A 26,047-nucleotide genomic window follows, 5' to 3' on the forward strand; every position below is an offset into this window, starting at 1 on the left:
CCGTTTTCTGAGACGACCCCTAGAATGTTCCGGCGTCAGGGAAGGCGATGTTGATGTAGGGGTCACCACTGACCGGGCCGTAGCGCCAAAAACACGAACGAGGGCCTGGCATTGGATCCTTACCGATGGCAACACGCTGCTGGCCTTCCTCGAAGGCATTCGCCTGATCCCAGTTAGCCTGAGAAGGCGAGGCCGCCAGGATTAGAGTGGTCATCGCTAAAACTTGTGACGTTAGCCAAATATGAGGGCTTCAAGGTCATCTCCTTATCGGTGGATTCAAACCTTATTTTGGATACCGTATCCAGGCAGCGAAATAGTGTGGGCACCACAAGGGATAGGGCGGTTTTCTAGCGCGTATTTTTCTAATGTTGTCGCTTACAACTGCTGCGGACACACGCCTTGGCAAAGTATGTGGTGGTCGACCCTAAGGACTTGGGACCTGCTACCGAGGGCTGCTAGCTCTCCGCCGGCAACACCAGTCAGTTCCCCACGCATAGGCCACGCATGCCGCATTAGGATCATTAGGATCATTAGGATCATTAGGATCATTAGGATCGGGCGAACCCTGGGTGAGAAGAACGGCTCTAGGCAGCCACTCTGCTATGTCGACAGCCGGCCTAATAAATTAGCACCGCCCATTTACAGCGATAGCTGCACCTGTGATTGCACTAGCCTCCTGAGAGGCTAAAAATACGATCACATTAGCGACCTGCTCTGGCGTAACCCAGCGGGTGGCATCCGCATCAGGCATATCGAGGCGGTTCTGCGGGGTATCGATGATCGATGGCATGATCGCATTGACCGTGATGCGCTGATCTTTCAACTCTTCGGCCAACGCCTCCGTAAGGCGCATCACCCCGGACTTTGCTGCAGCATAGGCCCCCATGCCTAGGCTGGCCTTACTGGCCGCTCCGGCTGCAATGTTGATAATGCGCCCGGCTTCGGCTTTCTTCAGGTGTGTCAGCGCGGCCATGCTAGCCGTTGCGGCAGTGCGCACGTTCATTTGATACATCAAATCCCAGGTCGCAAGATCGCCGCCCTCGATGGTCTCCCAGCGAAAACCACCCGCCACGTTGATGAGCGCATCTAATCCTTGAAAATGCTGCTGCACCTGCTGCATTGCACAATTTGCCATGTGCAGATCGGTTAGATCGACCGCGCCGATAAGCAGTTTTTCAGAGCGCGCCGTGTCGGCCAGGGGTCGCGGCACGCTGGCCTGATCAATCAGGGCCACCCGCCAACCATTGGCCGCGAACGCCTCGCCTACCGCTATACCTAGACAACCGAATCCACCGCTAATTGCGACTACTTTACTCACGCTTATTCTCCTTGAAGTGGACTACACCAGGGCTGCACTGAGCACTGAGCCCCGGCACGAGTGGTCAGCTAGGTTGCCACTATTGCCGTGCAGAACCTGTCGCCGAGCCGACAAGTGGGCACAGTCAAGAGTGCTAACTTGCCTGGTCGCTGAGTCGCTGAAAGCCATCAGCCGCTCAACTTTCTTGAGTCGAGAGAAAAGGATCGCGCGCAATGAATCTGATCGTGTTTGCCATACCGATTTTTTTAACCACCACCTTGCTGGAAGCATGGCTGGCGCACCGCCGCGGGCTAGCGGCGTATTCCATACCTGATGCCATCAGCAGCTACCAATATGGTCTATTGAGCCAGGTGGTTGGGGCGTTCACCAAGTTGGCGAAACTGGGCGTTTACACTCTGGTATTCGAAGCCTACCGCGCCACGACCTTGCCTAGCGATAGCCTGTGGGTATGGGTCGGAGCCCTTGTGGCCTACGACTTTTTCTACTACTGGCATCACCGTATGAACCATGAAATTGGCTTGCTGTGGGCCGGGCACGTATCGCATCACTCTTCCGAGTACTTCAACCTGGCAACAGCCATACGCCAGTCCTCGACGAGCGCACTTCTGGGCTGGATATTCTATCTACCGATGGCAGTGGCCGGTGTGCCGCCCAGCGTGTTTGCCGGGGTGTTGCTGATCGACTTGCTTTACCAGTACTGGGTGCATACCGAGGTAATTGGTCGTTTGGGCTGGCTTGATCGCATCTTCGTCACACCCTCAAACCATCGCGTCCATCATGGGCAAAATGACTACTGCATGGACACAAACTACGGGGGCATTCTGATTCTCTGGGATCGCCTATTCGGTACCTTCGCCGAGGAGCGCAAGGACGAGAAGGTCATCTACGGCGTGCGCACACCGTTGCAGAGCCTTAACCCATTCTGGGGCAACATGCATTACTACATTGAGCTCTGGCAGAAATCCAAAGCCACCCCGGGCTGGCGGGCTAAACTTGGCGTCTGGCTGGCACCACCTGGTGGCTGGCACGATGAGGCGAGCGAGCCTTACGAGCCGTCGCAGTTTAAGTATTACGATCCGTGTACACCCGATGCGGTCAAACGCTATGCGGTAGTGCATCAGGTGCTTGCAATGTTGTTCCTCATGCATTTTCTGACGCTACTCAACACCTTGCCGAAGACCTTACTGGCACTCTACGCCGCTGGCTTTGCCATTTCGGCAATCTCTCTCACGTCACTATTGGAAGGACGTGCCAATGCACGGCGTTTTGAGCAGTGCCGTGTCATAGGACTGGGCATTGCCTTTGCTGCTCTACCTGACTGGTTCGGTTTTAGTATGCCCATCGCACTCAAGCTGATGTTATTGGTTGTAATGCTAGGCAGCGCTGCATGGCTCAGCCGCACTTCCTTCAAACCTGCTGCTTTGTGGACTTCCCAATGAATGCCGATGCCATTTCCGACTTGATCTTGGCTGTGGTTGCCTTTTCCATTGCCTTTGTCCAGCTGCGCCAGCGCCCTGCTCTAGCCATTGGTTGCGGCCTGATCGGCCTGGCGGCAGCGATTGGTACACTGCATTACCAGTATGGTGAGTTGTTCGCCGGCCCACATCGCTTTACCGGCCTGGTTGCCGCCAGCGCAGGTTTCCCGCTGCTGGTCATTGCACTGCGCTGGCCAGATGACTCTGTTGCTCAGCGCATCACGGCCGCAGGGCGCTTCGCGCTCTTGGTTGGGAGCTTCGGGGTGGTGATTAGCGTGTCGGGATTTGACACCTGGCGCATGCTGGTGCCTCTTGGCTCTGTCTTGTTAATCTGTGCCACAGCCTTAGTGACGCGGCGGGTAATGCCACTCGGGGCGGCGCTAGTGTTCATCGTTAGTCTAGCGGCCGGTGCAACCGGTGAAGAGATGCTCGGACCGCTATCTGGCATCCAATGGCTGCACTACTTGCTGTCTTTAGCCCTGCTGCTGCTGCACCGGGATAGGGTGGTGCCGCTGTTAGCTGCGAGCCGTTAATTCGGCTTCCCCTGCATCCCATATCTTGGGAAACTGTCGAATGTGGTTAAGACCCAACATCGATGTTTCCAAGGTTTCCAAGGTTTCCAAATGCAAAACATAGATGACGCAGCCCATCAGACAATCTACCGCCTGCGCGAGGCAGATGACTGGTTCGCAAGCTTGCCGGGGGAAGTGCAAGACAAAATCATCCAGTCTTCCGTATTGCGCCACTATCGCAAAGGGCAGGTGATCACTGCCCAAGGCAGCCGACCGACTGCAGCCTCAGTAGTGCTTGAGGGGCGCGTGCGGGTTTCGCGGCTGCTATTCGAGGGTGAGGAGAAGCTTTATATGATTGGCGAGAGAGGATTTTGGTTCAACTTCCTCGCCCTGATTACAGGCGAAAAGGCCGATGTGGCTGTGATCGCCGATACCAATGTGCAATTACTAATGCTGCCTCTGCAGCAATTCGAGCGAATCCTTGAAGAGGAACCTCTCTATTGCAAGGCAATTACACTTTTTATTGCCAAGCGCTATGCCGCTTTTATGCGGCACTTTGCCGATGGCCAGATGATCGTGCCGCTGCAACGGCTGCGTACAGGTTTAGCAGAACTGTTGTTGCTGCAACCACCGGCAACAGGCTCTGAGGAAGTTATTTTGAATGTTTCTCAGGCGGATTTAGCCTCCATACTTGGTTCTTCCCGCCAGACTATCAACGGGCTGCTAAAACAACTGGAAAAGGCGGGACTGATTAAGATCGGTTTTCGGCATATTCGAGTAATTGATCCAGCTGGGCTTTCTGAGCACGCGGCTAACTGAGCCGGCACTAATCTCGATGTAATTTTCGCAGGGCCGAGTGCATCGCTGTTGATCATGAGTGGACTCACCACCTGACTTCATCAGTACCACCTGACCACAATGCTAGAGGTGAACCGGCCCTATCAATAGCCCCGGCTTTCCTAGAGACCTTTGGGCCTAATAACTGCCCCCGCACGAGGGCCGCTTGGTCACCAATCAAAGACTGCTTTTGGCCGAGTCCGGTCTATCGCGTCAGGCTTGAATCGGCCAAAAGCGGCCGGTCGACAATGGTGTGTCCGACCCATTGCTGTCGCTCGCAAAAGCTGATGGACAAGAAGGCGTTGTCTACCCTACAAAGCCATCAAGTCCCTGTAGGGTGGAAAACTGCGGAGCATTTTCCACCAGTGGTCATCCAGGCTACCGCGCTGAGAATGCGTAGTGATGTATTAGGGGAGCCCGCAGAATTCGGAAAAAATCGTACGCTAACAGTTCAAGCGTCCCGGCCACGCCTGACTGTAGCTTGTTGACTGGTCAATCTGTCTCGCGGGTAAAGCGATAGAACAAGTTCGGCTCGCTGACCACGTACAAATACCCTTCATCGTCGATGGTTACGCCTTCGGCTTGGGGTATACCTTTCAGCAAACCAGCAAACCCCCTCGCCAAGGAGCGGAAACTCACCACCTTGCCCTCGTCGGTCATTTCAATCAGCAGTTTCGACTCGTCGCTGAGCAGGATCAGATGGCCGCTCTGTTGATCGAATACAACCGAAGACAAGTCAGTGGCAAACACCTTGTCTTTTACTAGGTTGGACATGTCGCGGACGTGCAGGGAAACGCCTCCTTCCAGGCTGGCACGAAGGCCGCTCACTTCCAGTAATTGCCGGGGGTCACGCTCCTTGGTCACAAACAAACGATCACCTTTTAGGTCGTAGGCGAGCCCTTCAAGGCCTTTGTTGTCCTCCTTGCCAAGCGCCAAGGTTAGCGCTGAATACTGGTCTAGCCTCAATGGTCGATCAGGAGAAAGCTTACCGTATTCGTCGATGGGGATATCCACGATAACCAGGCTCTGCCGCCGCTCTTCGGCAATGACCAGTTGACCGTTGCCGGCATAGGACACCGCTTCCACGTCGTGGAAGCCATCCAGGCTGTAACGTCGCTCCACGTCACCGTCACGACTGAGGGCCAGCAGCTCGTTCGGGCCATTGGTAACCGCCCACAGCAGATTTAGGTCAGGATCGAAGGTCAGGCCCGAAAGGTTGTTGTCCACACCGGGAACCGCCTTAGCATCCAGCTCAACCCGATAGCCAGGCAGCCACACAGAGCGCTCCTGCCAATCGTCTGTGTGCCAGTGGGTCTTGATCCAAAAGTACAGACGATCATCAAGGTGATGAGTACGTACTTGGAATACGGTGAGCAACACAAGGCATACAAGCGCCCACATCCAAACACTTACTTTCCGTGTTCGGCCCAGCCAGTTTTTAGCCATCAAATACATTAGAAGCCTCGTTAAATCAGACTGACGCCACGAGCCGTGATGGTTTCAACCCGACTCGGCGCGGCTGGCACAGGTGATACACAACGGCGTGGCCGGATCGAACTCCAGACGGCCCGAGGCGATCAACTCGCCGCATTGGTTACACCAGCCATAGTCGCCCTCGTGCCAGCGCTTGAGGGCCAGTTGGAGACGGACACGTTCATGCCGTGCACGACTGCGGATCGCATCGTTCATCGCTTGTTGCTGGAGTGCGTCCATTCTCGATAGACGCCCCACCTTGCTTTGATCCAGCTCTACCGATTGCGAGCGAGACTCAGCGTCTCCCAGCAATCGATCCAGCTCGGCAGCCCGCTGTTCCAGTAGGGTCTTGAAATGGGCAAGATCGAGGGCGTCGTCCAGGCTCATTAGCGCAGCAGTAACAGCGGACTGGTGGTGGTACGGAGCATGCTGGTAGTGGTGCTGCCGACCAGGAACTGCCGGATACGTGAGTGTCCATAAGCCCCCATCACTAGCAGATCGATGCCATGCTCTTTCTGATAGGCGTGCAGGGTACGTTCTATTTCACCGCTCCGAGTCTCAGCGCGAACGGTAAATCCGGCGTTGATCAGCACTTTCTGCGCCCAGTCCAGCTGCGCGGACGCTTCGTCGTTCACGGGCCCAACCATGACCAGATGGATCGGCAGCCCCTTCAGCAGCGGGCTGGCTGCCAGCATCTCCACACCCTTGCGGGTTGTAGCGCCGCCATCGAATGCCAGCATCGCGCTCTTGGGCTTTTGGAAGTTGGCCGGGGTGACCAGGATTGGCCGGTGCATGATACGAATAACGCTTTCCAGCTGGCTTCCGACATGCTGACTCAGACCGCCACTAGACTCGCCCTGGCGACCGATAACCAGCAAGCGCGTTTCACTTTGCAGCTCTTGCAAGCTCTCCAGTAAATCGCCATGTCGCTGCTTGGACTCCGGTGCGCGCACACCATCATTCACGGCCCGTTCTTTCGCGGCTGCAAGCATGATTCGCCCTTGTTCAAGGGCCAACTTGCCGCGCTGTTCATCCAGGGAAGCAAGCTCATCAAGCAGGTGCTCGCGGCTGCCAAGGCCAATGTTGCCACTCAAATCTGCTGCAACCGGATACTGGCGCTGATCCAGCACATGCAGGAAGGTCAGCGGCGCTTCCAGGCTCAGACTGGCCCAGGCCGCGTAGTCGCAAACAGCTGGAGCCGAGGTGGAACCGTCGATACAGGCAATTACGTGGGTCATTGTTGTTCTCCTTCTCAGTGGCCCATGAGTTGATCAATGGCGTCAGGTTTATCGTGAACACCAAAGCGATCCACGATAGTGGCGCTGGCCTCGTTTAAGCCCAGCACTTCGACTTCAGTACCTTCACGGCGGAACTTAATGACTACCTTGTCCAGGGCTGCAACAGCGGTGATATCCCAGAAGTGTGCACGATTCAGGTCGATGGTTACCTTGTTCAGGGCTTCCTTGAAGTCGAAGGCTGCGACGAACTTGTCAGCCGAGCTGAAGAACACCTGACCGGTGACGTTATAGCTACGATGCTCGCCGGCTTCGTCCAGCGAAGAACTGATCGCCATGTAATGGCCAACCTTGTTGGCGAAGAACATCGCAGCCAGTAGCACGCCGGCTAACACGCCGAAGGCCAGGTTGTGGGTGGCCACCACGACCACCACGGTGACGACCATGACAATGTTGGTCGACAACGGATGCTTCTTCAGGTTGCGCAGCGAATCCCAACTGAAGGTGCCGATGGACACCATGATCATCACTGCCACCAGCGCAGCCATTGGGATCTGCTTCAGCCAGTCGCCGAGGAAAACCACCATCAGCAGCAGAAATACGCCTGCGGCAAGAGACGACAGGCGAGAACGACCGCCGGATTTCACGTTAATGATCGACTGACCAATCATCGCGCAGCCAGCCATACCGCCGATCAGACCCGAAGCAATGTTGGCCACGCCCTGGCCCTTGCACTCGCGGTTCTTGTCACTCGGGGTGTCGGTCAGGTCGTCGACAATGGTCGCGGTCATCATCGACTCCAACAGACCGACCACAGCCAGTGCTGCCGAATAAGGAAAGATGATGGCCAGCGTCTCGAATGTCAGCGGCACATCAGGCCAGAGGAAGATCGGTAGCGTATCCGGCAGTTCACCCATATCACCGACCGTGCGGATATCCAGACCAACCGACATGGCGACGGCGGTCAGCACGATGATGCACACCAGCGGCGATGGGATGAGCTTGCCGATCTTGGGGACATAGGGGAACAGATAGATGATGCCGAGGCCTGCGGCTGTCATGGCGTAGACGTGCCAGGTGACATTAGTCAGCTCGGGCAGCTGAGCCATGAAAATCAGGATCGCCAGTGCATTGACAAAACCGGTCACCACCGAGCGCGAGACGAAGCGCATCAGCGATCCGAGCTTCAGGTAGCCAGCAGCAATTTGTAGCACGCCACATAGCAGCGTGGCGGCCAGCAGATATTCAAGACCATGGTTCTTGACCAGAGTCACCATCAGCAGTGCCATGGCACCCGTTGCGGCCGAAATCATGCCTGGGCGGCCACCGACAAAGGCGATCACCACAGCGATACAGAAAGAGGCGTAAAGGCCGACCTTAGGGTCAACGCCAGCAATGATCGAGAAGGCGATGGCTTCAGGGATTAGGGCCAGTGCGACCACAAGACCGGCGAGGATGTCGCCACGGATGTTGGATAACCAGGTTTGTTTTAACGAGTGGAGCATCAGAATTCCCAAGGCAATGGATCGCGCAGCACAGCATGGCGCAGGCCAAGTGCAGCTGGTCGATACGAGGTCAAATGTCGGATGTAGAGGAGCTGTGGCGGGTGTTAAAACCTAAAGCACAGCAGAAAGCGACCGCTGGCAGAGCAAGCAGTCACAGATGATGCGGGGGGGCGAAGCGCTATGGCGGCGTAGGCAGCCAGATCATGTTTTGCAGGGTAAGCATGAGGTCTTATCGAGTGTCTTTAGTAACTCAATGGCCGCAACAGTCTACAGGAAGAGGGCAATTTCTGCGAGTCACCCCCGGACTAGGGCGTCCTGTTTGGATGTCAGCCTGAGCTATACCCTAACTGTGTCATTTTCAGAAGACGACTGCACCAGTTGATTGGGCGTAATGGCTGTTGTGCAGCCAGCTCCTGACAGTTCAATATCAGAAGTGATCTGCACCAATCTCGACTATGCTCAATACTCGTGTGCACCAAAGCGAGGTGAGCATGGCGACGGACACCCCACGGATTCCAGAACAAGGCGTGGCCACTCTGCCTGATGAGGCTTGGGAGCGTGCGCGCCGTCGTGCGGAGATCATCAGTCCGTTGGCGCAGTCGGAGACGGTCGGGCACGAAGCGGCCGATATGGCGGCTCAGGCGCTGGGCTTGTCTCGGCGCCAGGTATACGTTCTGATCCGGCGTGCCCGGCAAGGCAGCGGCCTCGTGACGGATCTGGTGCCCGGCCAGTCCGGTGGAGGTAAAGGTAAGGGGCGCTTGCCGGAACCGGTCGAGCGCGTCATCCACGAGCTACTGCAAAAGCGGTTCCTGACCAAGCAGAAGCGCAGCCTAGCGGCCTTTCACCGCGAAGTCACTCAGGTGTGCAAGGCTCAAAAACTGCGAGTGCCGGCGCGCAATACCGTGGCCTTACGGATCGCTAGCCTTGACCCGCGCAAGGTCATCCGCCGGCGGGAAGGCCAGGATGCCGCTCGTGACCTACAAGGTGTGGGCGGCGAGCCTCCTGCCGTGACCGCGCCGCTGGAGCAGGTGCAGATAGACCATACGGTCATCGACCTGATCGTGGTCGATGACCGCGACCGGCAACCTATTGGCCGCCCGTACCTGACCCTCGCCATCGACGTGTTCACCCGCTGCGTGCTCGGCATGGTCGTCACGCTGGAAGCGCCGTCTGCCGTTTCGGTTGGCCTGTGCCTCGTGCATGTCGCCTGCGACAAGCGCCCTTGGCTGGAAGGACTGAACGTGGAAATGGATTGGCAGATGAGCGGCAAGCCCTTGCTGCTCTACCTAGACAACGCGGCCGAGTTCAAGAGCGAGGCCCTGCGCCGGGGTTGCGAGCAGCATGGCATCCGGCTGGACTATCGCCCGCTGGGACAGCCGCACTATGGCGGCATCGTGGAACGGATCATCGGCACGGCGATGCAGATGATTCACGACGAACTGCCGGGAACGACCTTCTCCAACCCTGACCAGCGCGGCGACTACGATTCCGAAAACAAGGCCGCCCTGACGCTGCGCGAGCTAGAGCGCTGGCTCACATTGGCGGTCGGCACCTACCACGGTTCGGTGCACAACGGCCTGCTCCAACCGCCGGCCGCGCGCTGGGCCGAGGCCGTGGCGCGTGTCGGCGTACCGGCCGTCGTCACACGCGCTACTTCGTTCCTGGTCGATTTTCTGCCGATCCTCCGGCGCACGCTGACCCGCACCGGCTTTGTCATCGACCACATCCACTACTACGCCGATGCGCTCAAGCCGTGGATTGCGCGGCGTGAACGCTGGCCGTCCTTTCTGATCCGGCGCGATCCGCGCGACATCAGCCGTATCTGGGTCCTGGAACCGGAGGGACAGCATTACCTGGAAATTCCCTACCGTACCTTGTCGCATCCGGCTGTCACCCTCTGGGAACAACGGCAGGCGCTGGCGAAACTGCGGCAGCAAGGGCGCGAACAGGTGGATGAGTCGGCGCTGTTCCGCATGATCGGCCAGATGCGTGAGATTGTGACCAGCGCGCAGAAGGCCACACGCAAGGCGCGGCGTGACGCGGATCGCCGCCAGCACCTCAAGACATCAGCTCGGCCGGACAAGCCCGTTCCGCCGGATACGGATATTGCCGACCCGCAGGCAGACAACTTGCCACCCGCCAAACCGTTCGACCAGATTGAGGAGTGGTAGCCGTGGACGAATATCCCATCATCGACCTGTCCCACCTGCTGCCGGCGGCCCAGGGCTTGGCCCGTCTTCCGGCGGACGAGCGCATCCAGCGCCTTCGCGCCGACCGCTGGATCGGCTATCCGCGCGCAGTCGAGGCGCTGAACCGGCTGGAAGCCCTTTATGCGTGGCCAAACAAGCAACGCATGCCCAACCTGCTGCTGGTTGGCCCGACCAACAATGGCAAGTCGATGATCGTCGAGAAGTTCCGCCGCACCCACCCGGCCAGCTCCGACGCCGACCAGGAGCACATCCCGGTGTTGGTCGTGCAGATGCCGTCCGAGCCGTCCGTGATCCGCTTCTACGTCGCGCTGCTCGCCGCGATGGGCGCGCCGCTGCGCCCACGCCCACGGTTGCCGGAAATGGAGCAACTGGCTCTGGCACTGCTGCGCAAGGTCGGCGTGCGCATGCTGGTGATCGACGAGCTGCACAACGTGCTGGCCGGCAACAGCGTCAACCGCCGGGAATTCCTCAACCTGCTGCGCTTCCTCGGCAACGAACTGCGCATCCCGTTGGTTGGGGTAGGCACGCGCGACGCCTACCTAGCCATCCGCTCCGATGACCAGTTGGAAAATCGCTTCGAGCCGATGATGCTGCCGGTATGGGAGGCCAACGACGATTGCTGCTCACTGCTGGCCAGCTTCGCCGCTTCGCTCCCGCTGCGCCGGCCTTCCCCAATTGCCACGCTGGACATGGCTCGCTACCTGCTCACACGCAGCGAGGGCACCATAGGGGAACTGGCGCACTTGCTGATGGCGGCGGCCATCGTCGCCGTGGAGAGCGGCGAGGAAGCGATCAACCATCGCACACTCAGCATGGCCTGTCGACAACCTCTCGCGCAACCAAGACATCGCGGTCGGACTGCAAGTGATCTTGAAGCCACGGGCCCGTCCCACCCCGACATGGACCTCGATGCCCGAACGGACGTTAGATTTCGAGTTCTAGGCGTTCTGCGATGAAGGTTGGATCCCAGCCGGGATTGAAAGTGTCGACGTGGGTGAATCCGAGCCGCTCGTATAGGCCACGCAGGTTCGGGTGGCAGTCGAGCCGCAGCTTGGCGCACCCCTGCGTTCGCGCGGCATGGCGGCAAGCCTCGATCAGCGCGGAGCTGACACCCCGGCCCGCATGTGTCCGTCGCACCGCGAGCTTGTGCAGATATGCGGCCTCCCCCTTGAGGGCGTCGGGCCAGAACTCGGGATCCTCGGCCGACAAGGTGCAACAGCCGACGATGCCGTCGCTGCAACTCGCGACTAGGAGCTCGGATCTCAGGACGAAGGTCTCCGCGAATGTCCGGTCGATCCGCGCGACGTCCCAGGCGGGCGTTCCCTTGGCGGACATCCACGCCGCAGCGTCGTGCATCAGCCGCACAACCTCGTCGATATCACCCGAGCAGGCGACCCGAACGTTCGGAGGCTCCTCGCTGTCCATTCGCTCCCCTGGCGCGGTATGAACCGCCGCCTCATAGTGCAGTTTGATCCTGACGAGCCCAGCATGTCTGCGCCCACCTTCGCGGAACCTGACCAGGGTCCGCTAGCGGGCGGCCGGAAGGTGAATGCTAGGCATGATCTAACCCTCGGTCTCTGGCGTCGCGACTGCGAAATTTCGCGAGGGTTTCCGAGAAGGTGATTGCGCTTCGCAGATCTCCAGGCGCGTGGGTGCGGACGTAGTCAGCGCCATTGCCGATCGCGTGAAGTTCCGCCGCAAGGCTCGCTGGACCCAGATCCTTTACAGGAAGGCCAACGGTGGCGCCCAAGAAGGATTTCCGCGACACCGAGACCAATAGCGGAAGCCCCAACGCCGACTTCAGCTTTTGAAGGTTCGACAGCACGTGCAGCGATGTTTCCGGTGCGGGGCTCAAGAAAAATCCCATCCCCGGATCGAGGATGAGCCGGTCGGCAGCGACCCCGCTCCGTCGCAAGGCGGAAACCCGCGCCTCGAAGAACCGCACAATCTCGTCGAGCGCGTCTTCGGGTCGAAGGTGACCGGTGCGGGTGGCGATGCCATCCCGCTGCGCTGAGTGCATAACCACCAGCCTGCAGTCCGCCTCAGCAATATCGGGATAGAGCGCAGGGTCAGGAAATCCTTGGATATCGTTCAGGTAGCCCACGCCGCGCTTGAGCGCATAGCGCTGGGTTTCCGGTTGGAAGCTGTCGATTGAAACACGGTGCATCTGATCGGACAGGGCGTCTAAGAGCGGCGCAATACGTCTGATCTCATCGGCCGGCGATACAGGCCTCGCGTCCGGATGGCTGGCGGCCGGTCCGACATCCACGACGTCTGATCCGACTCGCAGCATTTCGATCGCCGCGGTGACAGCGCCGGCGGGGTCTAGCCGCCGGCTCTCATCGAAGAAGGAGTCCTCGGTGAGATTCAGAATGCCGAACACCGTCACCATGGCGTCGGCCTCCGCAGCGACTTCCACGATGGGGATCGGGCGAGCAAAAAGGCAGCAATTATGAGCCCCATACCTACAAAGCCCCACGCATCAAGCTTTTGCCCATGAAGCAACCAGGCAATGGCTGTAATTATGACGACGCCGAGTCCCGACCAGACTGCATAAGCAACACCGACAGGGATGGATTTCAGAACCAGAGAAAGAAAATAAAATGCGATGCCATAACCGATTATGACAACGGCGGAAGGGGCAAGCTTAGTAAAGCCCTCGCTAGATTTTAATGCGGATGTTGCGATTACTTCGCCAACTATTGCGATAACAAGAAAAAGCCAGCCTTTCATGATATATCTCCCAATTTGTGTAGGGCTTATTATGCACGCTTAAAAATAATAAAAGCAGACTTGACCTGATAGTTTGGCTGTGAGCAATTATGTGCTTAGTGCATCTAACGGGCGAGTTAAGCCGACCGCAGAATGCGGGTCGGCTTGACCGAAATGTTAGAGCCAGAAGCCAAAACGGATAACCGTAACTTGGCGACGGGCGCTAACTGCGAAAAGGCACGGTGCCACCGAGGCGGCACAGCACTACGAAAAAAATAGCTGCTCGCGCTTGCTACACAAGGGCCAGAGGCCAAAAAGACCACAAACCAGCGTAACGCCACCAGGCGAAGCCCAGAGAAACGGCAAACCCAGCGCTGCACAGCGTTTGAGAAACTGAATGCCGTTTGAATAAACATGGGCGAAATAAAGGAGGGTTTCAGTGGTACTAACGCCTGAATTAAGCCGCGCCGCGAAGCGGCGTCGGCTTGAATGAATTGTTAGACATCACTGGCATGGCACTAAGCAATTTAGTGGCTTCATGTTTCACGAAGTGAACGAACGCCGCCAACTGATCCGCGCGTGAGGCCAAGCAATCTTCTCCTTGTCCAAGATAAGCCTGCCGGGCTTCAAGCAGTACGGGCTTATGTTGATCTGGCAGACGCTCCATTGCCCAGTTGGCAACGATATCCTTCGGTGCGATCTTGCCGGTTGCTGCGCTGTACCAAATGCGAGACAAGGTAAGCACTACATTCCGCTCATCGCCTTCCCAATCCGGCTGCGAATTCCATAGTTTCAGAGTGTCGCTCAATGCCTTGAATAGATCGCCTTCCGGAACTGGGTTAAAGAAATCCTCTGCGGCCGAACCTGCCAATGCAAGGCTATGCTGCCTTACTTTAGTTAGCAGAATAGCCAGATCAACATCGGTTGTGGCGGGCTCGAAGATGCCCGCAAGAATGTCCTTACGCTGCCACTCCCCGAATTGCAGTTCCCGTCTGGCCGGATAACGCCAAGGGACAACATCACCATGCACGACGATGGTAACTTCCAAGGCGCGGAGAGCTTCACTTTGGCCAGGGGAGGCAGAAATTTCCAAGAGATCTACGACCAGGGCTTGTCGGACAGTCTCATCGAGCCGTGCAGCCACAGTAACCAGCAAATCAATATCACTGTATGGCTTCAGGCCACCGTCCAGTGCAGAGCCGTACAAATGCACGGCCAGCAACGTTGATTCCAGATGACGCTCGATGGCGTTGAGAGCCAGTGATAGCTGTACCGAAATCTCGGCGGGTACTGCGTTACTCATGATGTCTAACTTTGTTTTAGGGCGACTGCCCTGCTGCGTAACATCGTTGCTGCTCCATAACATCAAACATCGACCCACGGCGTAACGCGCTTGCTGCTTGGATGCCCGAGGCATAGACTGTACAAAAAAACAGTCATAACAAGCCATGAAAACCGCCACTGCGCCGTTACCACCGCTGCGTTCGGTCAAGGTTCTGGACCAGTTGCGTGAGCGCATACGCTACTTGCATTACAGTTTACGAACCGAACAGGCTTATGTCCACTGGGTTCGTGCCTTCATCCGTTTCCACGGTGTGCGTCACCCGGCAACCTTGGGCAGCAGCGAAGTCGAGGCATTTCTGTCCTGGCTGGCGAACGAGCGCAAGGTTTCGGTCTCCACGCATCGTCAGGCATTGGCGGCCTTGCTGTTCTTCTACGGCAAGGTGCTGTGCACGGATCTGCCCTGGCTTCAGGAGATCGGAAGACCTCGGCCGTCGCGGCGCTTGCCGGTGGTGCTGACCCCGGATGAAGTGGTTCGCATCCTCGGTTTTCTGGAAGGCGAGCATCGTTTGTTCGCCCAGCTTCTGTATGGAACGGGCATGCGGATCAGTGAGGGTTTGCAACTGCGGGTCAAGGATCTGGATTTCGATCACGGCACGATCATCGTGCGGGAGGGCAAGGGCTCCAAGGATCGGGCCTTGATGTTACCCGAGAGCTTGGCACCCAGCCTGCGCGAGCAGCTGTCGCGTGCACGGGCATGGTGGCTGAAGGACCAGGCCGAGGGCCGCAGCGGCGTTGCGCTTCCCGACGCCCTTGAGCGGAAGTATCCGCGCGCCGGGCATTCCTGGCCGTGGTTCTGGGTTTTTGCGCAGCACACGCATTCGACCGATCCACGGAGCGGTGTCGTGCGTCGCCATCACATGTATGACCAGACCTTTCAGCGCGCCTTCAAACGTGCCGTAGAACAAGCAGGCATCACGAAGCCCGCCACACCGCACACCCTCCGCCACTCGTTCGCGACGGCCTTGCTCCGCAGCGGTTACGACATTCGAACCGTGCAGGATCTGCTCGGCCATTCCGACGTCTCTACGACGATGATTTACACGCATGTGCTGAAAGTTGGCGGTGCCGGAGTGCGCTCACCGCTTGATGCGCTGCCGCCCCTCACTAGTGAGAGGTAGGGCAGCGCAAGTCAATCCTGGCGGATTCACTACCCCTGCGCGAAGGCCATCGGTGCCGCATCGAACGGCCGGTTGCGGAAAGTCCTCCCTGCGTCCGCTGATGGCCGGCAGCAGCCCGTCGTTGCCTGATGGATCCAACCCCTCCGCTGCTATAGTGCAGTCGGCTTCTGACGTTCAGTGCAGCCGTCTTCTGAAAACGACAAACTGGATGTCAGGCAAGACGCATCACGCCGTCAGAATAGAGTCCGCTTTCACATTCTTTGACACATGCTTGCCAAGGTCATAGATTTCAGCCTGACAAATTCAAGGCTTCGGGCGCAATGGAACCAAAAACCAACGCAAGCCCTGCCGCCCATCCAGCCCATGGAGGCATCTTGCAGGGACAACGCATCGGTTACGTCCGGGTCAGCAGCTTCGACCAGAACCCGGAACGCCAACTTGAACAGGTCGAGGTCGGCAAGCTGTTCACCGACAAAGCCTCGGGCAAGGACACCCAGCGTCCCCAGCTGGAGGCCATGCTCGGTTTCGTTCGCGAAGGCGACACCGTGGTGGTGCACAGCATGGATCGCCTGGCACGAAACCTCGATGATTTGCGCCGCCTGGTGCAGAAGCTGACCCAGCGCGGTGTGCGCATCGAGTTCTTGAAGGAAGGCCTGGTGTTCACCGGCGAGGACTCGCCGATGGCCAACCTGATGCTGTCGGTCATGGGGGCCTTTGCCGAGTTTGAGCGCGCCCTGATTCGCGAGCGGCAGCGCGAGGGCATCGCCCTGGCCAAGCAGCGCGGTGCCTACCGGGGCCGCAAGAAAGCCCTCTCCGACGAGCAAGCCATCACGCTGCGGCAGCGGGCCGCTGCGGGCGAGCCGAAGGCGCAGCTCGCCCGCGAGTTCGGCATCAGCCGAGAAACCCTCTATCAGTACCTTCGCAAGGACGACTGAACCATGCCGCGTCGCTCGATTCTCTCGGCTACGGAGCGCGACACCTTGCTTGCGTTGCCGGAAAGCCAGGATGACCTGATCCGCTACTACACCTTCAACGACTCCGACCTGTCGCTGATCCGCCAGCGGCGCGGCGACGCCAACCGCCTGGGCTTCGCGGTGCAGCTCAGCCTGCTGCGCTACCCCGGCTATGCGTTGGGCACCGACAGCGAGCCGCCCGAGCCGGTCATCCAGTGGGTGGCCAAGCAAGTTCAGGCCGACCCGGCGAGTTGGTTGAAGTACGGCGAACGCGACGTGACTCGCCGCGAGCACGCCCAGGAACTGCGCACCTACCTACAACTGGCCCCGTTCGGCCTGTCCGACTTCCGCGCCCTGGTGCGCGAGCTGACCGAGTTGGCCCAGCAGACCGACAAGGGCTTACTGCTGGCCGGTCAGGCCCTGGAGAGCCTGCGACAGAAGCGGCGCATTCTGCCGGCGTTGAGCGTAATTGATCGAGCTTGTTCGGAGGCCATTGCGCGGGCCAATCGCCGAGTCTACCGCGCCCTGGTCGAACCACTCACGGACTCGCATCGGGCCAAGCTGGACGAGCTGTTGAAGCTCAAGGCCGGCAGCAGCATCACCTGGTTGACCTGGCTGCGACAGGCACCGCTGAAACCGAACTCCCGCCACATGCTCGAACACATCGAGCGGCTGAAGACATTTCAGCTGGTGGACTTGCCCGAAGGCCTGGGCCGACACATCCACCAGAACCGCCTGCTCAAGCTGGCCCGCGAGGGTGGGCAGATGACGCCCAAAGACCTCGGCAAGTTCGAGCCGCAGCGACGCTACGCGACCCTGGCCGCCGTGGTGCTGGAGAGCACCGCGACGGTGATTGATGAGTTGGTCGATCTGCACGACCGTATCCTGGTCAAGCTGTTCAGCAGCGCGAAGCACAAGCATCAGCAGCAGTTCCAGAAGCAGGGCAAGGCGATCAACGACAAGGTGCGCCTGTACTCGAAGATCGGCCAGGCTCTGCTGGAAGCCAAGGAAAGCGGTAGCGATCCCTATGCCGCCATTGAGGCGGTGATTCCCTGGGACGAGTTCACCGAGAGCGTCAGCGAGGCCGAGCTGCTGGCCCGGCCGGAAGGCTTCGACCATCTGCACCTGGTCGGCGAGAACTTCGCCACTCTGCGCCGTTACACGCCGGCCTTGCTGGAGGTGCTGGAACTGCGCGCTGCCCCGGCTGCGCAAGGCGTGCTGGCAGCCGTGCAGACCCTGAGCGAGATGAACGCCTACAACCTGCGCAAGGTGCCGGCCGATGCGCCCACCGCCTTCATCAAGCCGCGCTGGAAGCCGCTAGTGATAACCCCGGAAGGCCTCGACCGGCGCTTCTACGAAATCTGCGCCCTGTCCGAGCTGAAGAACGCGCTGCGCTCCGGTGACATCTGGGTCAAGGGCTCGCGGCAGTTCCGCGACTTCGACGACTACCTGCTGCCGGCAGAGAGGTTCGCCGCGCTCAAGCATGCGCAGGCTCTGCCCCTGGCGATCAACCCGAACAGCAACCAGTACCTGGAAGAGCGCTTGCAGCTGCTGGACGAGCAGCTGGCCACCGTCACCCGCCTGGCCAAGGACAACGAGCTGCCCGATGCCATCCTCACCGAGTCCGGGCTGAAGATCACCCCGCTGGATTCCGCGGTGCCCAATACCGCGCAGGCGCTGATCGACCAGACCAGCCATTTGCTGCCGCGCATCAAGATCACCGAACTGCTGATGGACGTGGACGACTGGACGGGCTTCAGCCGCCACTTCACACACCTGAAGGACGGTGCCGAGGCCAAAGACCGGACATTGCTGCTGTCAGCGATCCTGGGCGATGCAATCAACCTCGGGCTGACCAAGATGGCCGAGTCGAGCCCCGGCCTGACCTACGCCAAGCTGTCCTGGCTGCAAGCCTGGCACATCCGAGACGAAACCTACTCGGCGGCCCTGGCCGAGCTGGTCAACCACCAGTACCGTCATACCTTCGCCGCTCACTGGGGCGACGGCACGACCTCTTCTTCCGATGGCCAGCGCTTCCGGGCGGGTGGTCGAGGCGAAAGCACCGGCCACGTCAACCCGAAGTACGGCAGCGAGCCGGGGCGGCTGTTCTACACCCACATCTCCGACCAGTACGCACCGTTCAGCACCCGCGTGGTGAATGTCGGCGTGCGCGACTCTACCTATGTGCTCGACGGTCTGCTGTACCACGAGTCCGACTTGCGGATCGAGGAGCACTACACTGACACGGCTGGCTTCACCGATCATGTCTTCGCCCTGATGCACCTGCTGGGCTTCCGCTTCGCACCGCGCATCCGCGACCTCGGAGAAACCAAGCTGTATGTTCCGAATAGCGTCCAGGACTACCCGACATTGCGCCCAATGGTTGGCGGCACCCTGAACATCAAGCACGTCCGCGCCCATTGGGACGACATCCTGCGCCTGGCCAGCTCGATCAAGCAGGGCACGGTCACCGCCTCGCTGATGCTGCGCAAGCTCGGCAGCTATCCGCGCCAGAACGGCCTGGCCGTGGCCCTGCGCGAGCTGGGCCGGATCGAGCGCACGCTTTTCATCCTCGATTGGTTGCAAAGCGTCGAGCTGCGCCGGCGCGTGCATGCTGGACTGAACAAGGGCGAAGCCCGCAACTCCCTGGCCAGGGCGGTGTTCTTCAACCGCCTCGGCGAGATCAGGGATCGGAGCTTCGAGCAGCAGCGCTACCGGGCCAGTGGCCTCAACCTGGTGACGGCCGCCATCGTGTTGTGGAACACGGTGTACTTGGAGCGCGCCACCCAGGCGATGGGCGATGCGGGGAAGTCGGTGGATGGTGAGCTGCTGCAATACCTGTCGCCGCTGGGGTGGGAGCACATCAATCTGACCGGCGATTATGTCTGGCGGCAGAGCCGCAGGCTGGAGGACGGGAAGTTTCGGCCGCTAAGGCTGCCCGGAAAACCTTAGCGTACGATTTTTTCCGTTTTCTCTATTCGCCCCGTCATGGGCCCAGAGGTGATGGAGAAGGCTGCAACGATTCCAATGTCGCGCAGCCGCTGATATCCGACTCCCAGCGTGCCAGCGATTGCCACGACAGGCACTCCCGCAGCAGAAGCGATGACAGCCACCCCGGCAGGGGTCTTTCCGTACAGCGTCTGTTCATCCAACCTCCCTTCGCCGGTGATCACAAGGTCTGCTCCTTGAACAGCCTGACTCAGTCCAGACAAATCCGCGATCAGTTGAACACCAGGCCGGAATTCCGCATGTAGAAATGCTTTGGCGGCGAACCCGATTCCCCCCGCCGCGCCAGCCCCAGGAAAGTCACGTACGTCTTTCTGAAGAAGCGCGGCCACAATATCGGCATACGTATTCAGAGCCTCATCCAAAGCCAAGACCTGATCAGGCGTTGCACCTTTCTGCGGGCCGAAAACGTGTGAGGCTCCGTGCAGCCCGGTCAATGGATTGTTGACATCACAGGCAACTTCAATCCGGACTTTATGTAGCCTCTCATCGAGTCTGTTCAAGTCGATCTGGCGAAGAGCTTTGAGCGCCAGGCCACCCTCCTCGATCTCATCGCCGGCAGAGTCGAGAAACCTGGCACCAAGCGCTCGCAGCATTCCGGTACCGCCATCATTGGTCGCGCTCCCCCCAAACCCCATGATTATTCGTTGCGCGCCAGCACTCAGGGCTTGCTGGACCAGTTGACCGGTTCCGAAGGTGGAAGCGCGCGTAGCGTCGCGTTCCGCGGCCAGAACCAAGTGAATGCCACTGGCTGCCGCCATTTCAATCACAGCGGTGCGAGACTCGTTAAGCCAGCCCCGAGCTGCTTGGACTTCCGCCCCAAGTGGTCCTTGGACGGTACTGACCCGCCGCTCTCCACCGGTGGCAGCCAGGACGGCGTCGACGGTGCCCTCACCGCCGTCTGCCATGGGCATGCACACGATTTGAGCGTCTGGAGCCGAATCCCGCACTCCTTGAGCAATGGCTGTTCGCGCTGGATGACCTACACCAGGTCACTGAGGAAAGGCTCTACGACCAGCTCATGGAGGAATTCCCGAGCTGGATCAGGGAAGCTTCGGCGAAGGGGATCATCGGCTAGCGGAGCGCCAGAAACCCAAGGAGGTCTTTACTAGAATGTCCTTCAAAACAGATGACCCGCCTTGATGGCGGGTTTTATTTTTTAGGAGCCGTGACCTTGATTACCTGGTTCAGCCAAGGGTGGCTAAGTCCATTGGGGTGATTTCTCGGAACCGCGATGTTCTATCGACGCTCACCACGGCCCCGAATGCCTTCAACGTCGCACCTGGATCTATCGCCTCCAGCCGGCTGAAGTCCAAGGTTTCCCATTGATCACGAGAGATCAGCGCCGAGATTACATACTGATCCCCGATACTCCCCGTTGCCAAATCTGTGCGCTGAATGTACCCGGAAGCAAGGCACTTTTGGATGCCTGGGAGCAAGGCAAAAACCTCCCCAACCACGCGGAAAACGGTGCCGTAGCAAAGTGAGACGAAGTCCTTACGAGTCTGAGCTTCGGACCGGGTTTTAAAGGTGAGCTTGCCATTGCCCCTGGCTTCAGCCGTTCGGTTGGGCACATCCCCTTCATCAGGCAAATCTATGTCCAGAGCAATGCCCGAAACGTCATGCGAGAACTCGTACTCGAGGAGCGTTTCTTTCGGCCAGGCAATGCCGGATAGGACATAGTCGAGGGCACGCTCCATCTGAGCGCTGTATCCCTTTGCGGCAAGTCGAATGGCCTTATCAATGTCGGATCGCGCCTTCTCGTGAGCATCACGTGCAGCGTTCCACTCGACAAGATCTTGCTGGTACTGTGCTTCTAGTTCCTGAGCCTCCTTTTCCATCCTAGAACTCCGCAGGAGCATCTTGTCGAGCAGCCCTGGAGCGTCCGTTGAAGGTCGCCGCGGTTCGTCCAGATCGAATGCCGGTGGTAGCGCCGGCAGAGAACCCGGCCGAGGGGTCATCATATGAGCCGATAGGCACTCATTGAGCGCCTGGTTGATCTTGGCTGCAGCTTTTTCCAGAAGCGCCTGGATCTCGTCACTCTTCTCTACCTTCACCCTCTTCACGATTGCCGGCGGAAGGGGAGCGTCTTCCAAGTCGGTGATAATCAACGAACCATCATCGTCGACTTTGACCTTGATCGGCCCGGAATAGCCTGCCGAGTCTGCAGCAGGGTTTGGCGCGTTCCTTGTCCCCGATCGGTCCAGCCGTTCACGATACGCGAGGCCGGTCCCGGGCAGGCCAGCGTTGAGGTAGGTACCACGCTTGCCCATCGTTAAGCTTAGTCCACGTGGCCCAACAGAGGTGCTGATACCCGACCCGCTGATGTTGAGCCGAACACCAGGCACGATCGTAATTCGTTTGCTGAAGCGAAATCCCATTTCTTCCTCCGAGGTCCTCTGGAAATGCCGGGCTGCTCACTGACAGGCAGAGATCTTGGCCAATCTAAGGCCTATACGTGCGAGTTCAGTGAAGCTGGATACTAGACTGAGACTAATCGGCTGGGACATCGGAAACCTGAATTGCCGGCTGCTCGTGGAGCTTATGGCAGAATTCAGAATTATAGATCCCCACTAAATACTCATCTTGGCTTGCTCGATTCATATCTTTTAGCGACCAATCCTTTTTAATCATCAGATGGTAATCGGCCATAATTTCTGGATTAGGGTTAATAGTATTGGCCAAGCCGGTCCGATTAATCTTATCTGCGATGATGTCTATCGACTCTAACTGCCCAACAAGCTTTGAGGCCATGCTGCACTCTAAAACTCGCTTGGTCGTCACTTCTTTTTCGTCCGATGAATCATTCAGCGTGAGCACTGAGTAGAAAGGCGGTTCAGCAAGAGATTTGGATGATGCCTGTGTTGGCACTGCACCATCATTTTTGTACTCCTGCAAGACAGAACCATTCCACTTATACAGACGCTTTGTCTCCATGGACGGGCAGCAATCTGCATCATCTGGGCCGTGCGAGAGCTCGACATAGCTCAGAACGCCATTGCCTTCGTCAGCCAAATCAGAGGCGGAGTTCATGATATCGAGGCGTGTCTTAGCTTCCCACGCATCACCGTTATGGATGAGGGGAACAAGATATTGGTTGCTGTAATTACCGCCACTAGTTGGCTCAAGAGTGTACATCACAACTGCATCAGTGCTGCCATTCCCGTCGAAATCCACCTGCAGGTAACGGCGAGCTTCGCCGTATTCACTGGCGGCATTCTGCTGTGCATGCTCAATAATCGCCGCGTCAACCGCGACCTTAAGCCCATTAGCCTCAACATTTTGCGAGGTAGATTGAACAGGCTCCTCTTTGAGAGGCCCGACCGGCTCTGACGCTTCGGAAACCATATCCGGCGTTTTTTCCCAAATTTCCTGTAGTTTCTTTCTGTTTTCTAGGAGCCGCTTCGTATACTCTTCAAGGATTACACTAAAAAGTTCGTCTGCATCTGATGCTTCAAGAATTCTTACAGACTTCCCATCAAATGGCTCGAACCTACCCATAAATACACGAGTGAAAAAGCCCGGCCTCATGACTTCAAAATGCTCGACCATTTTTCCGATGGATTTTTCTACATGCTCTTCAAATCTCTCGGCACTTTCCCCTTTGAGATCTAGACGCTCAGGCCCTGCCTCAATCATTTTGTCCTTAATTGTTTCCAGAAGCATGATGTTGTAGTCGATCGCCTTGTCGTTACAACTATTTGAAAAAGTGGCAAAGCACTCCTGCATATACTCCTGATGAGCAAAATTGAGCTTCTGGTCGTTAACGAAGCCGCAGCCAGCCAGTGCTAAAGGCACTGCCATTGCCAGTGATTTTAACTTCATTCCATTCCCCATCACGGTAATTTCACAGGCTTAAAATCCAACCAACCAGAGCCGACAGGAACTGGTCACTTACATGCTATGACATGCATTGGGCGATCTAAATCGCGCATGCTGCAGTCTTTGCTGTTATAGATCTTAACGAGATCAACCGAGTTGCGATCATCCGGCTATCTAACGCATTATCTTACCGACCACGACACTCGTTCTCTTCCTGCAGATGTGAAAAAGCCCCGGAAATTCCGGGGCTTTTTCCGCCTTTCGGCTTAGCCGATGCTCACGCCGTGAGCTTCAGCCAGAGGCTTCAGGCCGCCAGCAAAACCTTGGCCGATAGCCTTGAACTTGAACTCGTCGTTGTGACGGTACAGTTCGCCGAAGATCATGGCGGTCTCGGTGGAGGCGTCTTCGGACAGGTCGAAGCGAGCAATCTCTTTGCCGTCGGCTTTGTTCAGGACACGGATGTAGGCATTGCCCACCTGGCCGAAGGACTGCTTACGAGCTTCGGCGTCATGGATGGTGACGGCGAAGACTAGCTTCTTCACGTCTGCGCCCAGGCCGTTCAGCTTGACGTTGACTTGCTCGTCGTCGCCATCGCCCTGACCGGAGCGGTTGTCGCCCAGGTGCTCGATGGAGCCGTCAGCGCTCGTCTTGTTGTTGTAGAAAATGAAGCTGGCGTCGTTGAGAACTTTACCGTTTTCGCCAGTGACGAAAACGGAGGCATCGAGATCGAACTCGGTGCCGTCAGTTACGCGCGGATCCCAGCCCAGGCCCACGATGACCTCGGTCAGACCTGGTGCTTCTTTGGACAGGCTGACGTTGCCGCCCTTTTGGAGAGAAACTGCCATAAAGTGATTCCTTGATTCAGTTTATTAGATGGAGGTCAGTTGACGGTCAGACCGTAACCGTTGGCCAGGGCCTTCAGGCCACCAGCGTAGCCTTGACCAACAGCGCGGAACTTCCATTCGCTGTTGTGGCGGTACAACTCGGCGAAGATCATCGCGGTTTCAGTCGAGGCGTCTTCGGCCAGATCGTAACGAACAATCTCGGAGCCGTTGGTCTCGTTAACGATACGGATGAAGGAGTTGCCGACCTGACCGAAGTTCTGGCGACGATTTTCAGCGTCATGGATCGTCACGGTGAAGGCGATCTTGTCGACGTCGACCGGCACGCGGCTCAGATCGACCTTGATAGCCTCGTCGTCACCGTCGCCGGCGCCATCACGGTTGTCGCCGGTATGCTCAACGGAACCGTCCGGACTCTTGAGTTGGTTGTAGAAGATGAAGTCTGCATCGCCGCGGACTTTACCGGAGGCGTTTAGCAGGAAAGCGCTGGCGTCGAGGTCGAACTGGGTGCCATCGGTGGAGCGAGGGTCCCAACCCAGACCTACCAGAATTTTGGTTAGGCCAGGCGCCTCTTTAGACAGGGAGAGGTTGCCACCTTTTTGCAGAGACAGTGCCATGTATACAGCTCCTTGTGGTTGCTACTGATTACTGGTTTTCGACTTGCGCTTCTTCCTTTTCCGGGAAGATCACGCTTGCGAGGATGCCGACTGCCAGAACTGCCAGGACGATAAGCAGACTGGTATTCGGGTCGATACTGATGCCGTGATGGAACAGGTGGTTGGTGGCGTTCAGGCCGAGCTTGGCAGCGATGAAGAACAGCAGCACGATGACCGCCTTCTCGAGGTGCACCAAATAGCGCTTCAGTGCTTCAAGAACGAAGTAGAGGGTACGCAGACCCAGGATGGCAAACAACATTGCCGAGTAGACGATCAGGGGTTCACGGCTCACCGCGATTACGGCCGGAACCGAGTCGAAGGCGAACAGAACATCGGACACCTCAACTACCACCAAGCATAAGAAAAGCGGAGTGGCGAAAAGACCACCTTTCGCCGCCAGGCTTATGTCTTTGTTCTCGGGTTTCTGCACTTCGACTTCTAGCTTCTTGCGGCTCACAAAGAAGTTATGACCGTATAACTTCGGCCATACCGGGAAGAGCTTTTTCGCGAAGCGGTAGGCAAGATGTTGGGAGTAGTCCTCCTCTTCATCATCATCGTCACCGCCCTTGAGCATCATCACAGCGGTCCAGGCAACGATCAGCGCGAAGACGATCTCGACCCAGGGGCCAAATGCGAGCAGGCCGGTACCGATGACCACGAATACGCCACGGAAGACGATAGCGCCGATGATGCCCCAATAGAGAACTCGGTGACGGAGGCCATCCGGTACCTTGAACCAGGCGAAGATGGCCATGAAGACGAACAGGTTGTCGACCGACAGCACTTTCTCCAAGGCGTAGCCGGTGACGAACAGGCTGGCGACTTCAGCGCCGTGCTGCACGTAGAGGAAACCTGCGAACGCCAGAGAAATCGCCACCCAGAACACGGACCAGATAGAGGCGCGCGCTAGGGTGATCGGCTTGTCATCGCGATGGGTAACCATGTCCAGCAGCAGGGCGGCAAGTGCAAGGCCGACGAATACCGCCATGGTCAGCGGTGGGAAGCCAATGTGAGTCGTTTCCACGTTTA

The 26,047-nt window shown here is 58.1% G+C and carries 24 protein-coding genes and 1 pseudogene; 9 read left to right on the forward strand and 16 right to left on the reverse strand.

Going from position 1 to position 26,047, the window contains the following annotated elements:
- Positions 1 to 625 precede the first annotated feature (625 nt).
- On the reverse strand, positions 626 to 1,318 hold the full coding sequence (locus B2U07_RS09840) for an SDR family NAD(P)-dependent oxidoreductase (RefSeq protein ID WP_021219117.1): 693 nt from the start codon (positions 1,316 to 1,318) through the stop codon (positions 626 to 628).
- A gap of 212 nt (positions 1,319 to 1,530) precedes the next feature.
- Here B2U07_RS09840 and B2U07_RS09845 point away from each other — a divergent pair, with 212 nt between their 5' ends.
- From B2U07_RS09845 to B2U07_RS09855, 3 genes are all read left to right on the forward strand, one after another.
- Positions 1,531 to 2,757: a sterol desaturase family protein gene (locus tag B2U07_RS09845; RefSeq protein WP_003090706.1), complete on the forward strand. Its 1,227-nt coding sequence runs from the start codon at positions 1,531 to 1,533 to the stop codon at positions 2,755 to 2,757.
- On the forward strand, positions 2,754 to 3,326 hold the full coding sequence (locus B2U07_RS09850; protein WP_021219115.1) for a hypothetical protein: 573 nt from the start codon (positions 2,754 to 2,756) through the stop codon (positions 3,324 to 3,326). Before B2U07_RS09845 ends, B2U07_RS09850 begins: the two co-directional genes overlap by 4 nt.
- Before the next feature lie 90 nt (positions 3,327 to 3,416).
- Positions 3,417 to 4,124 carry a Crp/Fnr family transcriptional regulator gene (locus B2U07_RS09855; protein ID WP_003090707.1) on the forward strand — a complete coding sequence of 236 codons (708 nt, stop codon included), beginning with the start codon at positions 3,417 to 3,419 and terminating at the stop codon, positions 4,122 to 4,124.
- 510 nt (positions 4,125 to 4,634) lie between these two features.
- On the opposite strand, the gene B2U07_RS09860 is transcribed toward B2U07_RS09855, so the two are convergent.
- The 4 genes from B2U07_RS09860 to B2U07_RS09875 are packed head-to-tail and all read right to left on the reverse strand — an operon-like array spanning position 4,635 to position 8,355.
- The gene (locus tag B2U07_RS09860; RefSeq protein WP_023104037.1) at positions 4,635 to 5,597 is read right to left on the reverse strand and encodes an SdiA-regulated domain-containing protein; all 963 of its coding nucleotides are present in this window, start codon (positions 5,595 to 5,597) and stop codon (positions 4,635 to 4,637) included.
- 45 nt (positions 5,598 to 5,642) lie between these two features.
- The gene (locus B2U07_RS09865) at positions 5,643 to 6,002 is read right to left on the reverse strand and encodes a TraR/DksA family transcriptional regulator (protein WP_003090764.1); all 360 of its coding nucleotides are present in this window, start codon (positions 6,000 to 6,002) and stop codon (positions 5,643 to 5,645) included.
- Positions 6,002 to 6,853 (reverse strand): universal stress protein, encoded by an 852-nt coding sequence (locus B2U07_RS09870; protein WP_003090760.1) that lies wholly within the window; start codon positions 6,851 to 6,853, stop codon positions 6,002 to 6,004. The genes B2U07_RS09865 and B2U07_RS09870 overlap by 1 nt, the downstream gene beginning before the upstream one ends.
- A 14-nt stretch (positions 6,854 to 6,867) precedes the next feature.
- Entirely contained in the window at positions 6,868 to 8,355 is a 1,488-nt protein-coding gene (locus tag B2U07_RS09875; RefSeq protein WP_003090759.1) for a SulP family inorganic anion transporter, read from the reverse strand.
- Positions 8,356 to 8,846: 491 nt separating this feature from the next.
- Between B2U07_RS09875 and B2U07_RS09885 the strand changes: the two genes are divergently transcribed.
- Together B2U07_RS09885 and B2U07_RS09890 are read left to right on the forward strand one after the other, a co-directional pair.
- Positions 8,847 to 10,526, forward strand: coding sequence for a Mu transposase C-terminal domain-containing protein (locus B2U07_RS09885; protein WP_000179844.1), 1,680 nt, complete (start codon positions 8,847 to 8,849; stop codon positions 10,524 to 10,526).
- Between the two features lie 2 nt (positions 10,527 to 10,528).
- The gene (locus B2U07_RS09890) at positions 10,529 to 11,521 is read left to right on the forward strand and encodes a TniB family NTP-binding protein (RefSeq protein WP_001381192.1); all 993 of its coding nucleotides are present in this window, start codon (positions 10,529 to 10,531) and stop codon (positions 11,519 to 11,521) included.
- Here the strand turns inward: B2U07_RS09890 and B2U07_RS09895 are convergent.
- The 5 genes from B2U07_RS09895 to B2U07_RS09915 all read right to left on the reverse strand — a co-directional run bounded on the left by B2U07_RS09895 (position 11,490) and on the right by B2U07_RS09915 (position 14,580).
- Positions 11,490 to 11,990 (reverse strand): GNAT family N-acetyltransferase, encoded by a 501-nt coding sequence (locus B2U07_RS09895; RefSeq protein ID WP_000376623.1) that lies wholly within the window; start codon positions 11,988 to 11,990, stop codon positions 11,490 to 11,492. The two genes, B2U07_RS09890 and B2U07_RS09895, sit on opposite strands and share 32 nt — an antisense overlap.
- Positions 11,991 to 12,117: 127 nt before the next feature.
- Positions 12,118 to 12,957: a sulfonamide-resistant dihydropteroate synthase Sul1 gene (sul1, locus tag B2U07_RS09900; RefSeq protein ID WP_000259031.1), complete on the reverse strand. Its 840-nt coding sequence runs from the start codon at positions 12,955 to 12,957 to the stop codon at positions 12,118 to 12,120.
- Positions 12,951 to 13,298, reverse strand: a complete 348-nt coding sequence (locus B2U07_RS09905; protein ID WP_000679427.1) for a quaternary ammonium compound efflux SMR transporter QacE delta 1 — start codon at positions 13,296 to 13,298, stop codon at positions 12,951 to 12,953. Before B2U07_RS09905 ends, sul1 begins: the two co-directional genes overlap by 7 nt.
- 116 nt (positions 13,299 to 13,414) lie before the next feature.
- Positions 13,415 to 13,693, reverse strand: coding sequence for a DUF1010 domain-containing protein (locus tag B2U07_RS09910; RefSeq protein WP_108092422.1), 279 nt, complete (start codon positions 13,691 to 13,693; stop codon positions 13,415 to 13,417).
- A 41-nt stretch (positions 13,694 to 13,734) separates the two neighbouring features.
- Positions 13,735 to 14,580 (reverse strand): ANT(3'')-Ia family aminoglycoside nucleotidyltransferase AadA6, encoded by an 846-nt coding sequence (locus tag B2U07_RS09915; protein ID WP_022675713.1) that lies wholly within the window; start codon positions 14,578 to 14,580, stop codon positions 13,735 to 13,737.
- A 145-nt stretch (positions 14,581 to 14,725) separates the two neighbouring features.
- Here B2U07_RS09915 and intI1 point away from each other — a divergent pair, with 145 nt between their 5' ends.
- From intI1 to B2U07_RS09930, 3 genes are all read left to right on the forward strand, one after another.
- Positions 14,726 to 15,739, forward strand: a complete 1,014-nt coding sequence (gene intI1, locus B2U07_RS09920; RefSeq protein WP_000845048.1) for a class 1 integron integrase IntI1 — start codon at positions 14,726 to 14,728, stop codon at positions 15,737 to 15,739.
- A 374-nt stretch (positions 15,740 to 16,113) separates the two neighbouring features.
- Complete coding sequence (locus tag B2U07_RS09925) at positions 16,114 to 16,674, forward strand: recombinase family protein (RefSeq protein WP_003090771.1); 561 nt, start codon at positions 16,114 to 16,116, stop codon at positions 16,672 to 16,674.
- Positions 16,675 to 16,677: 3 nt separating this feature from the next.
- Entirely contained in the window at positions 16,678 to 19,644 is a 2,967-nt protein-coding gene (locus tag B2U07_RS09930; RefSeq protein WP_003090772.1) for a Tn3 family transposase, read from the forward strand.
- 32 nt (positions 19,645 to 19,676) lie between these two features.
- On the opposite strand, the pseudogene B2U07_RS09935 reads toward B2U07_RS09930, so the two are convergent.
- Positions 19,677 to 20,663 (reverse strand): annotated as a pseudogene (locus B2U07_RS09935) (glycerate kinase); the annotation flags it as partial.
- 8 nt (positions 20,664 to 20,671) lie between these two features.
- Between B2U07_RS09935 and B2U07_RS09940 the strand changes: the two are divergent.
- Positions 20,672 to 20,776: a VWA domain-containing protein gene (locus B2U07_RS09940; protein WP_223865684.1), complete on the forward strand. Its 105-nt coding sequence runs from the start codon at positions 20,672 to 20,674 to the stop codon at positions 20,774 to 20,776.
- A 109-nt stretch (positions 20,777 to 20,885) separates the two neighbouring features.
- Here B2U07_RS09940 and B2U07_RS09945 read toward each other — a convergent pair whose 3' ends face one another.
- The 5 genes from B2U07_RS09945 to B2U07_RS09965 form a co-directional block, all read right to left on the reverse strand.
- Complete coding sequence (locus tag B2U07_RS09945) at positions 20,886 to 22,079, reverse strand: DUF4236 domain-containing protein (RefSeq protein WP_023104035.1); 1,194 nt, start codon at positions 22,077 to 22,079, stop codon at positions 20,886 to 20,888.
- A gap of 112 nt (positions 22,080 to 22,191) precedes the next feature.
- Positions 22,192 to 23,523, reverse strand: coding sequence for a hypothetical protein (locus tag B2U07_RS09950; RefSeq protein WP_003090774.1), 1,332 nt, complete (start codon positions 23,521 to 23,523; stop codon positions 22,192 to 22,194).
- 263 nt (positions 23,524 to 23,786) lie between these two features.
- A complete protein-coding gene (locus B2U07_RS09955; RefSeq protein WP_003090776.1) occupies positions 23,787 to 24,365 on the reverse strand; it encodes a TerD family protein in 579 nt (192 codons plus the stop codon).
- 35 nt (positions 24,366 to 24,400) lie between these two features.
- Positions 24,401 to 24,979: a TerD family protein gene (locus B2U07_RS09960; protein WP_003090777.1), complete on the reverse strand. Its 579-nt coding sequence runs from the start codon at positions 24,977 to 24,979 to the stop codon at positions 24,401 to 24,403.
- 28 nt (positions 24,980 to 25,007) lie between these two features.
- Complete coding sequence (locus B2U07_RS09965; protein WP_003090778.1) at positions 25,008 to 26,042, reverse strand: TerC/Alx family metal homeostasis membrane protein; 1,035 nt, start codon at positions 26,040 to 26,042, stop codon at positions 25,008 to 25,010.
- Between the last annotated feature and the right edge of the window lie 5 nt (positions 26,043 to 26,047).

Source organism: Pseudomonas sp. UBA7530 (genome assembly GCF_002479365.1).
Taxonomy (GTDB): domain Bacteria; phylum Pseudomonadota; class Gammaproteobacteria; order Pseudomonadales; family Pseudomonadaceae; genus Aquipseudomonas.

What these genes read in the sequence shown, in the direction of transcription:
- B2U07_RS09910 (WP_108092422.1), bottom strand. Translation starts at nt 13,693, where the DNA reads ATGTTTATTCAAACGGCATTCAGTTTCTCAAACGCTGTGCAGCGCTGG.
- B2U07_RS09865 (WP_003090764.1), bottom strand. Translation starts at nt 6,002, where the DNA reads ATGAGCCTGGACGACGCCCTCGATCTTGCCCATTTCAAGACCCTACTG.
- B2U07_RS09945 (WP_023104035.1), bottom strand. Translation starts at nt 22,079, where the DNA reads ATGGGATTTCGCTTCAGCAAACGAATTACGATCGTGCCTGGTGTTCGG.
- B2U07_RS09930 (WP_003090772.1), top strand. Translation starts at nt 16,678, where the DNA reads ATGCCGCGTCGCTCGATTCTCTCGGCTACGGAGCGCGACACCTTGCTT.
- B2U07_RS09845 (WP_003090706.1), top strand. Translation starts at nt 1,531, where the DNA reads ATGAATCTGATCGTGTTTGCCATACCGATTTTTTTAACCACCACCTTG.
- B2U07_RS09895 (WP_000376623.1), bottom strand. Translation starts at nt 11,990, where the DNA reads ATGGACAGCGAGGAGCCTCCGAACGTTCGGGTCGCCTGCTCGGGTGAT.
- B2U07_RS09850 (WP_021219115.1), top strand. Translation starts at nt 2,754, where the DNA reads ATGAATGCCGATGCCATTTCCGACTTGATCTTGGCTGTGGTTGCCTTT.
- B2U07_RS09905 (WP_000679427.1), bottom strand. Translation starts at nt 13,298, where the DNA reads ATGAAAGGCTGGCTTTTTCTTGTTATCGCAATAGTTGGCGAAGTAATC.
- B2U07_RS09955 (WP_003090776.1), bottom strand. Translation starts at nt 24,365, where the DNA reads ATGGCAGTTTCTCTCCAAAAGGGCGGCAACGTCAGCCTGTCCAAAGAA.
- B2U07_RS09870 (WP_003090760.1), bottom strand. Translation starts at nt 6,853, where the DNA reads ATGACCCACGTAATTGCCTGTATCGACGGTTCCACCTCGGCTCCAGCT.
- intI1 (WP_000845048.1), top strand. Translation starts at nt 14,726, where the DNA reads ATGAAAACCGCCACTGCGCCGTTACCACCGCTGCGTTCGGTCAAGGTT.
- sul1 (WP_000259031.1), bottom strand. Translation starts at nt 12,957, where the DNA reads ATGGTGACGGTGTTCGGCATTCTGAATCTCACCGAGGACTCCTTCTTC.
- B2U07_RS09885 (WP_000179844.1), top strand. Translation starts at nt 8,847, where the DNA reads ATGGCGACGGACACCCCACGGATTCCAGAACAAGGCGTGGCCACTCTG.
- B2U07_RS09960 (WP_003090777.1), bottom strand. Translation starts at nt 24,979, where the DNA reads ATGGCACTGTCTCTGCAAAAAGGTGGCAACCTCTCCCTGTCTAAAGAG.
- B2U07_RS09875 (WP_003090759.1), bottom strand. Translation starts at nt 8,355, where the DNA reads ATGCTCCACTCGTTAAAACAAACCTGGTTATCCAACATCCGTGGCGAC.
- B2U07_RS09915 (WP_022675713.1), bottom strand. Translation starts at nt 14,580, where the DNA reads ATGAGTAACGCAGTACCCGCCGAGATTTCGGTACAGCTATCACTGGCT.
- B2U07_RS09950 (WP_003090774.1), bottom strand. Translation starts at nt 23,523, where the DNA reads ATGAAGTTAAAATCACTGGCAATGGCAGTGCCTTTAGCACTGGCTGGC.
- B2U07_RS09855 (WP_003090707.1), top strand. Translation starts at nt 3,417, where the DNA reads ATGCAAAACATAGATGACGCAGCCCATCAGACAATCTACCGCCTGCGC.
- B2U07_RS09860 (WP_023104037.1), bottom strand. Translation starts at nt 5,597, where the DNA reads ATGTATTTGATGGCTAAAAACTGGCTGGGCCGAACACGGAAAGTAAGT.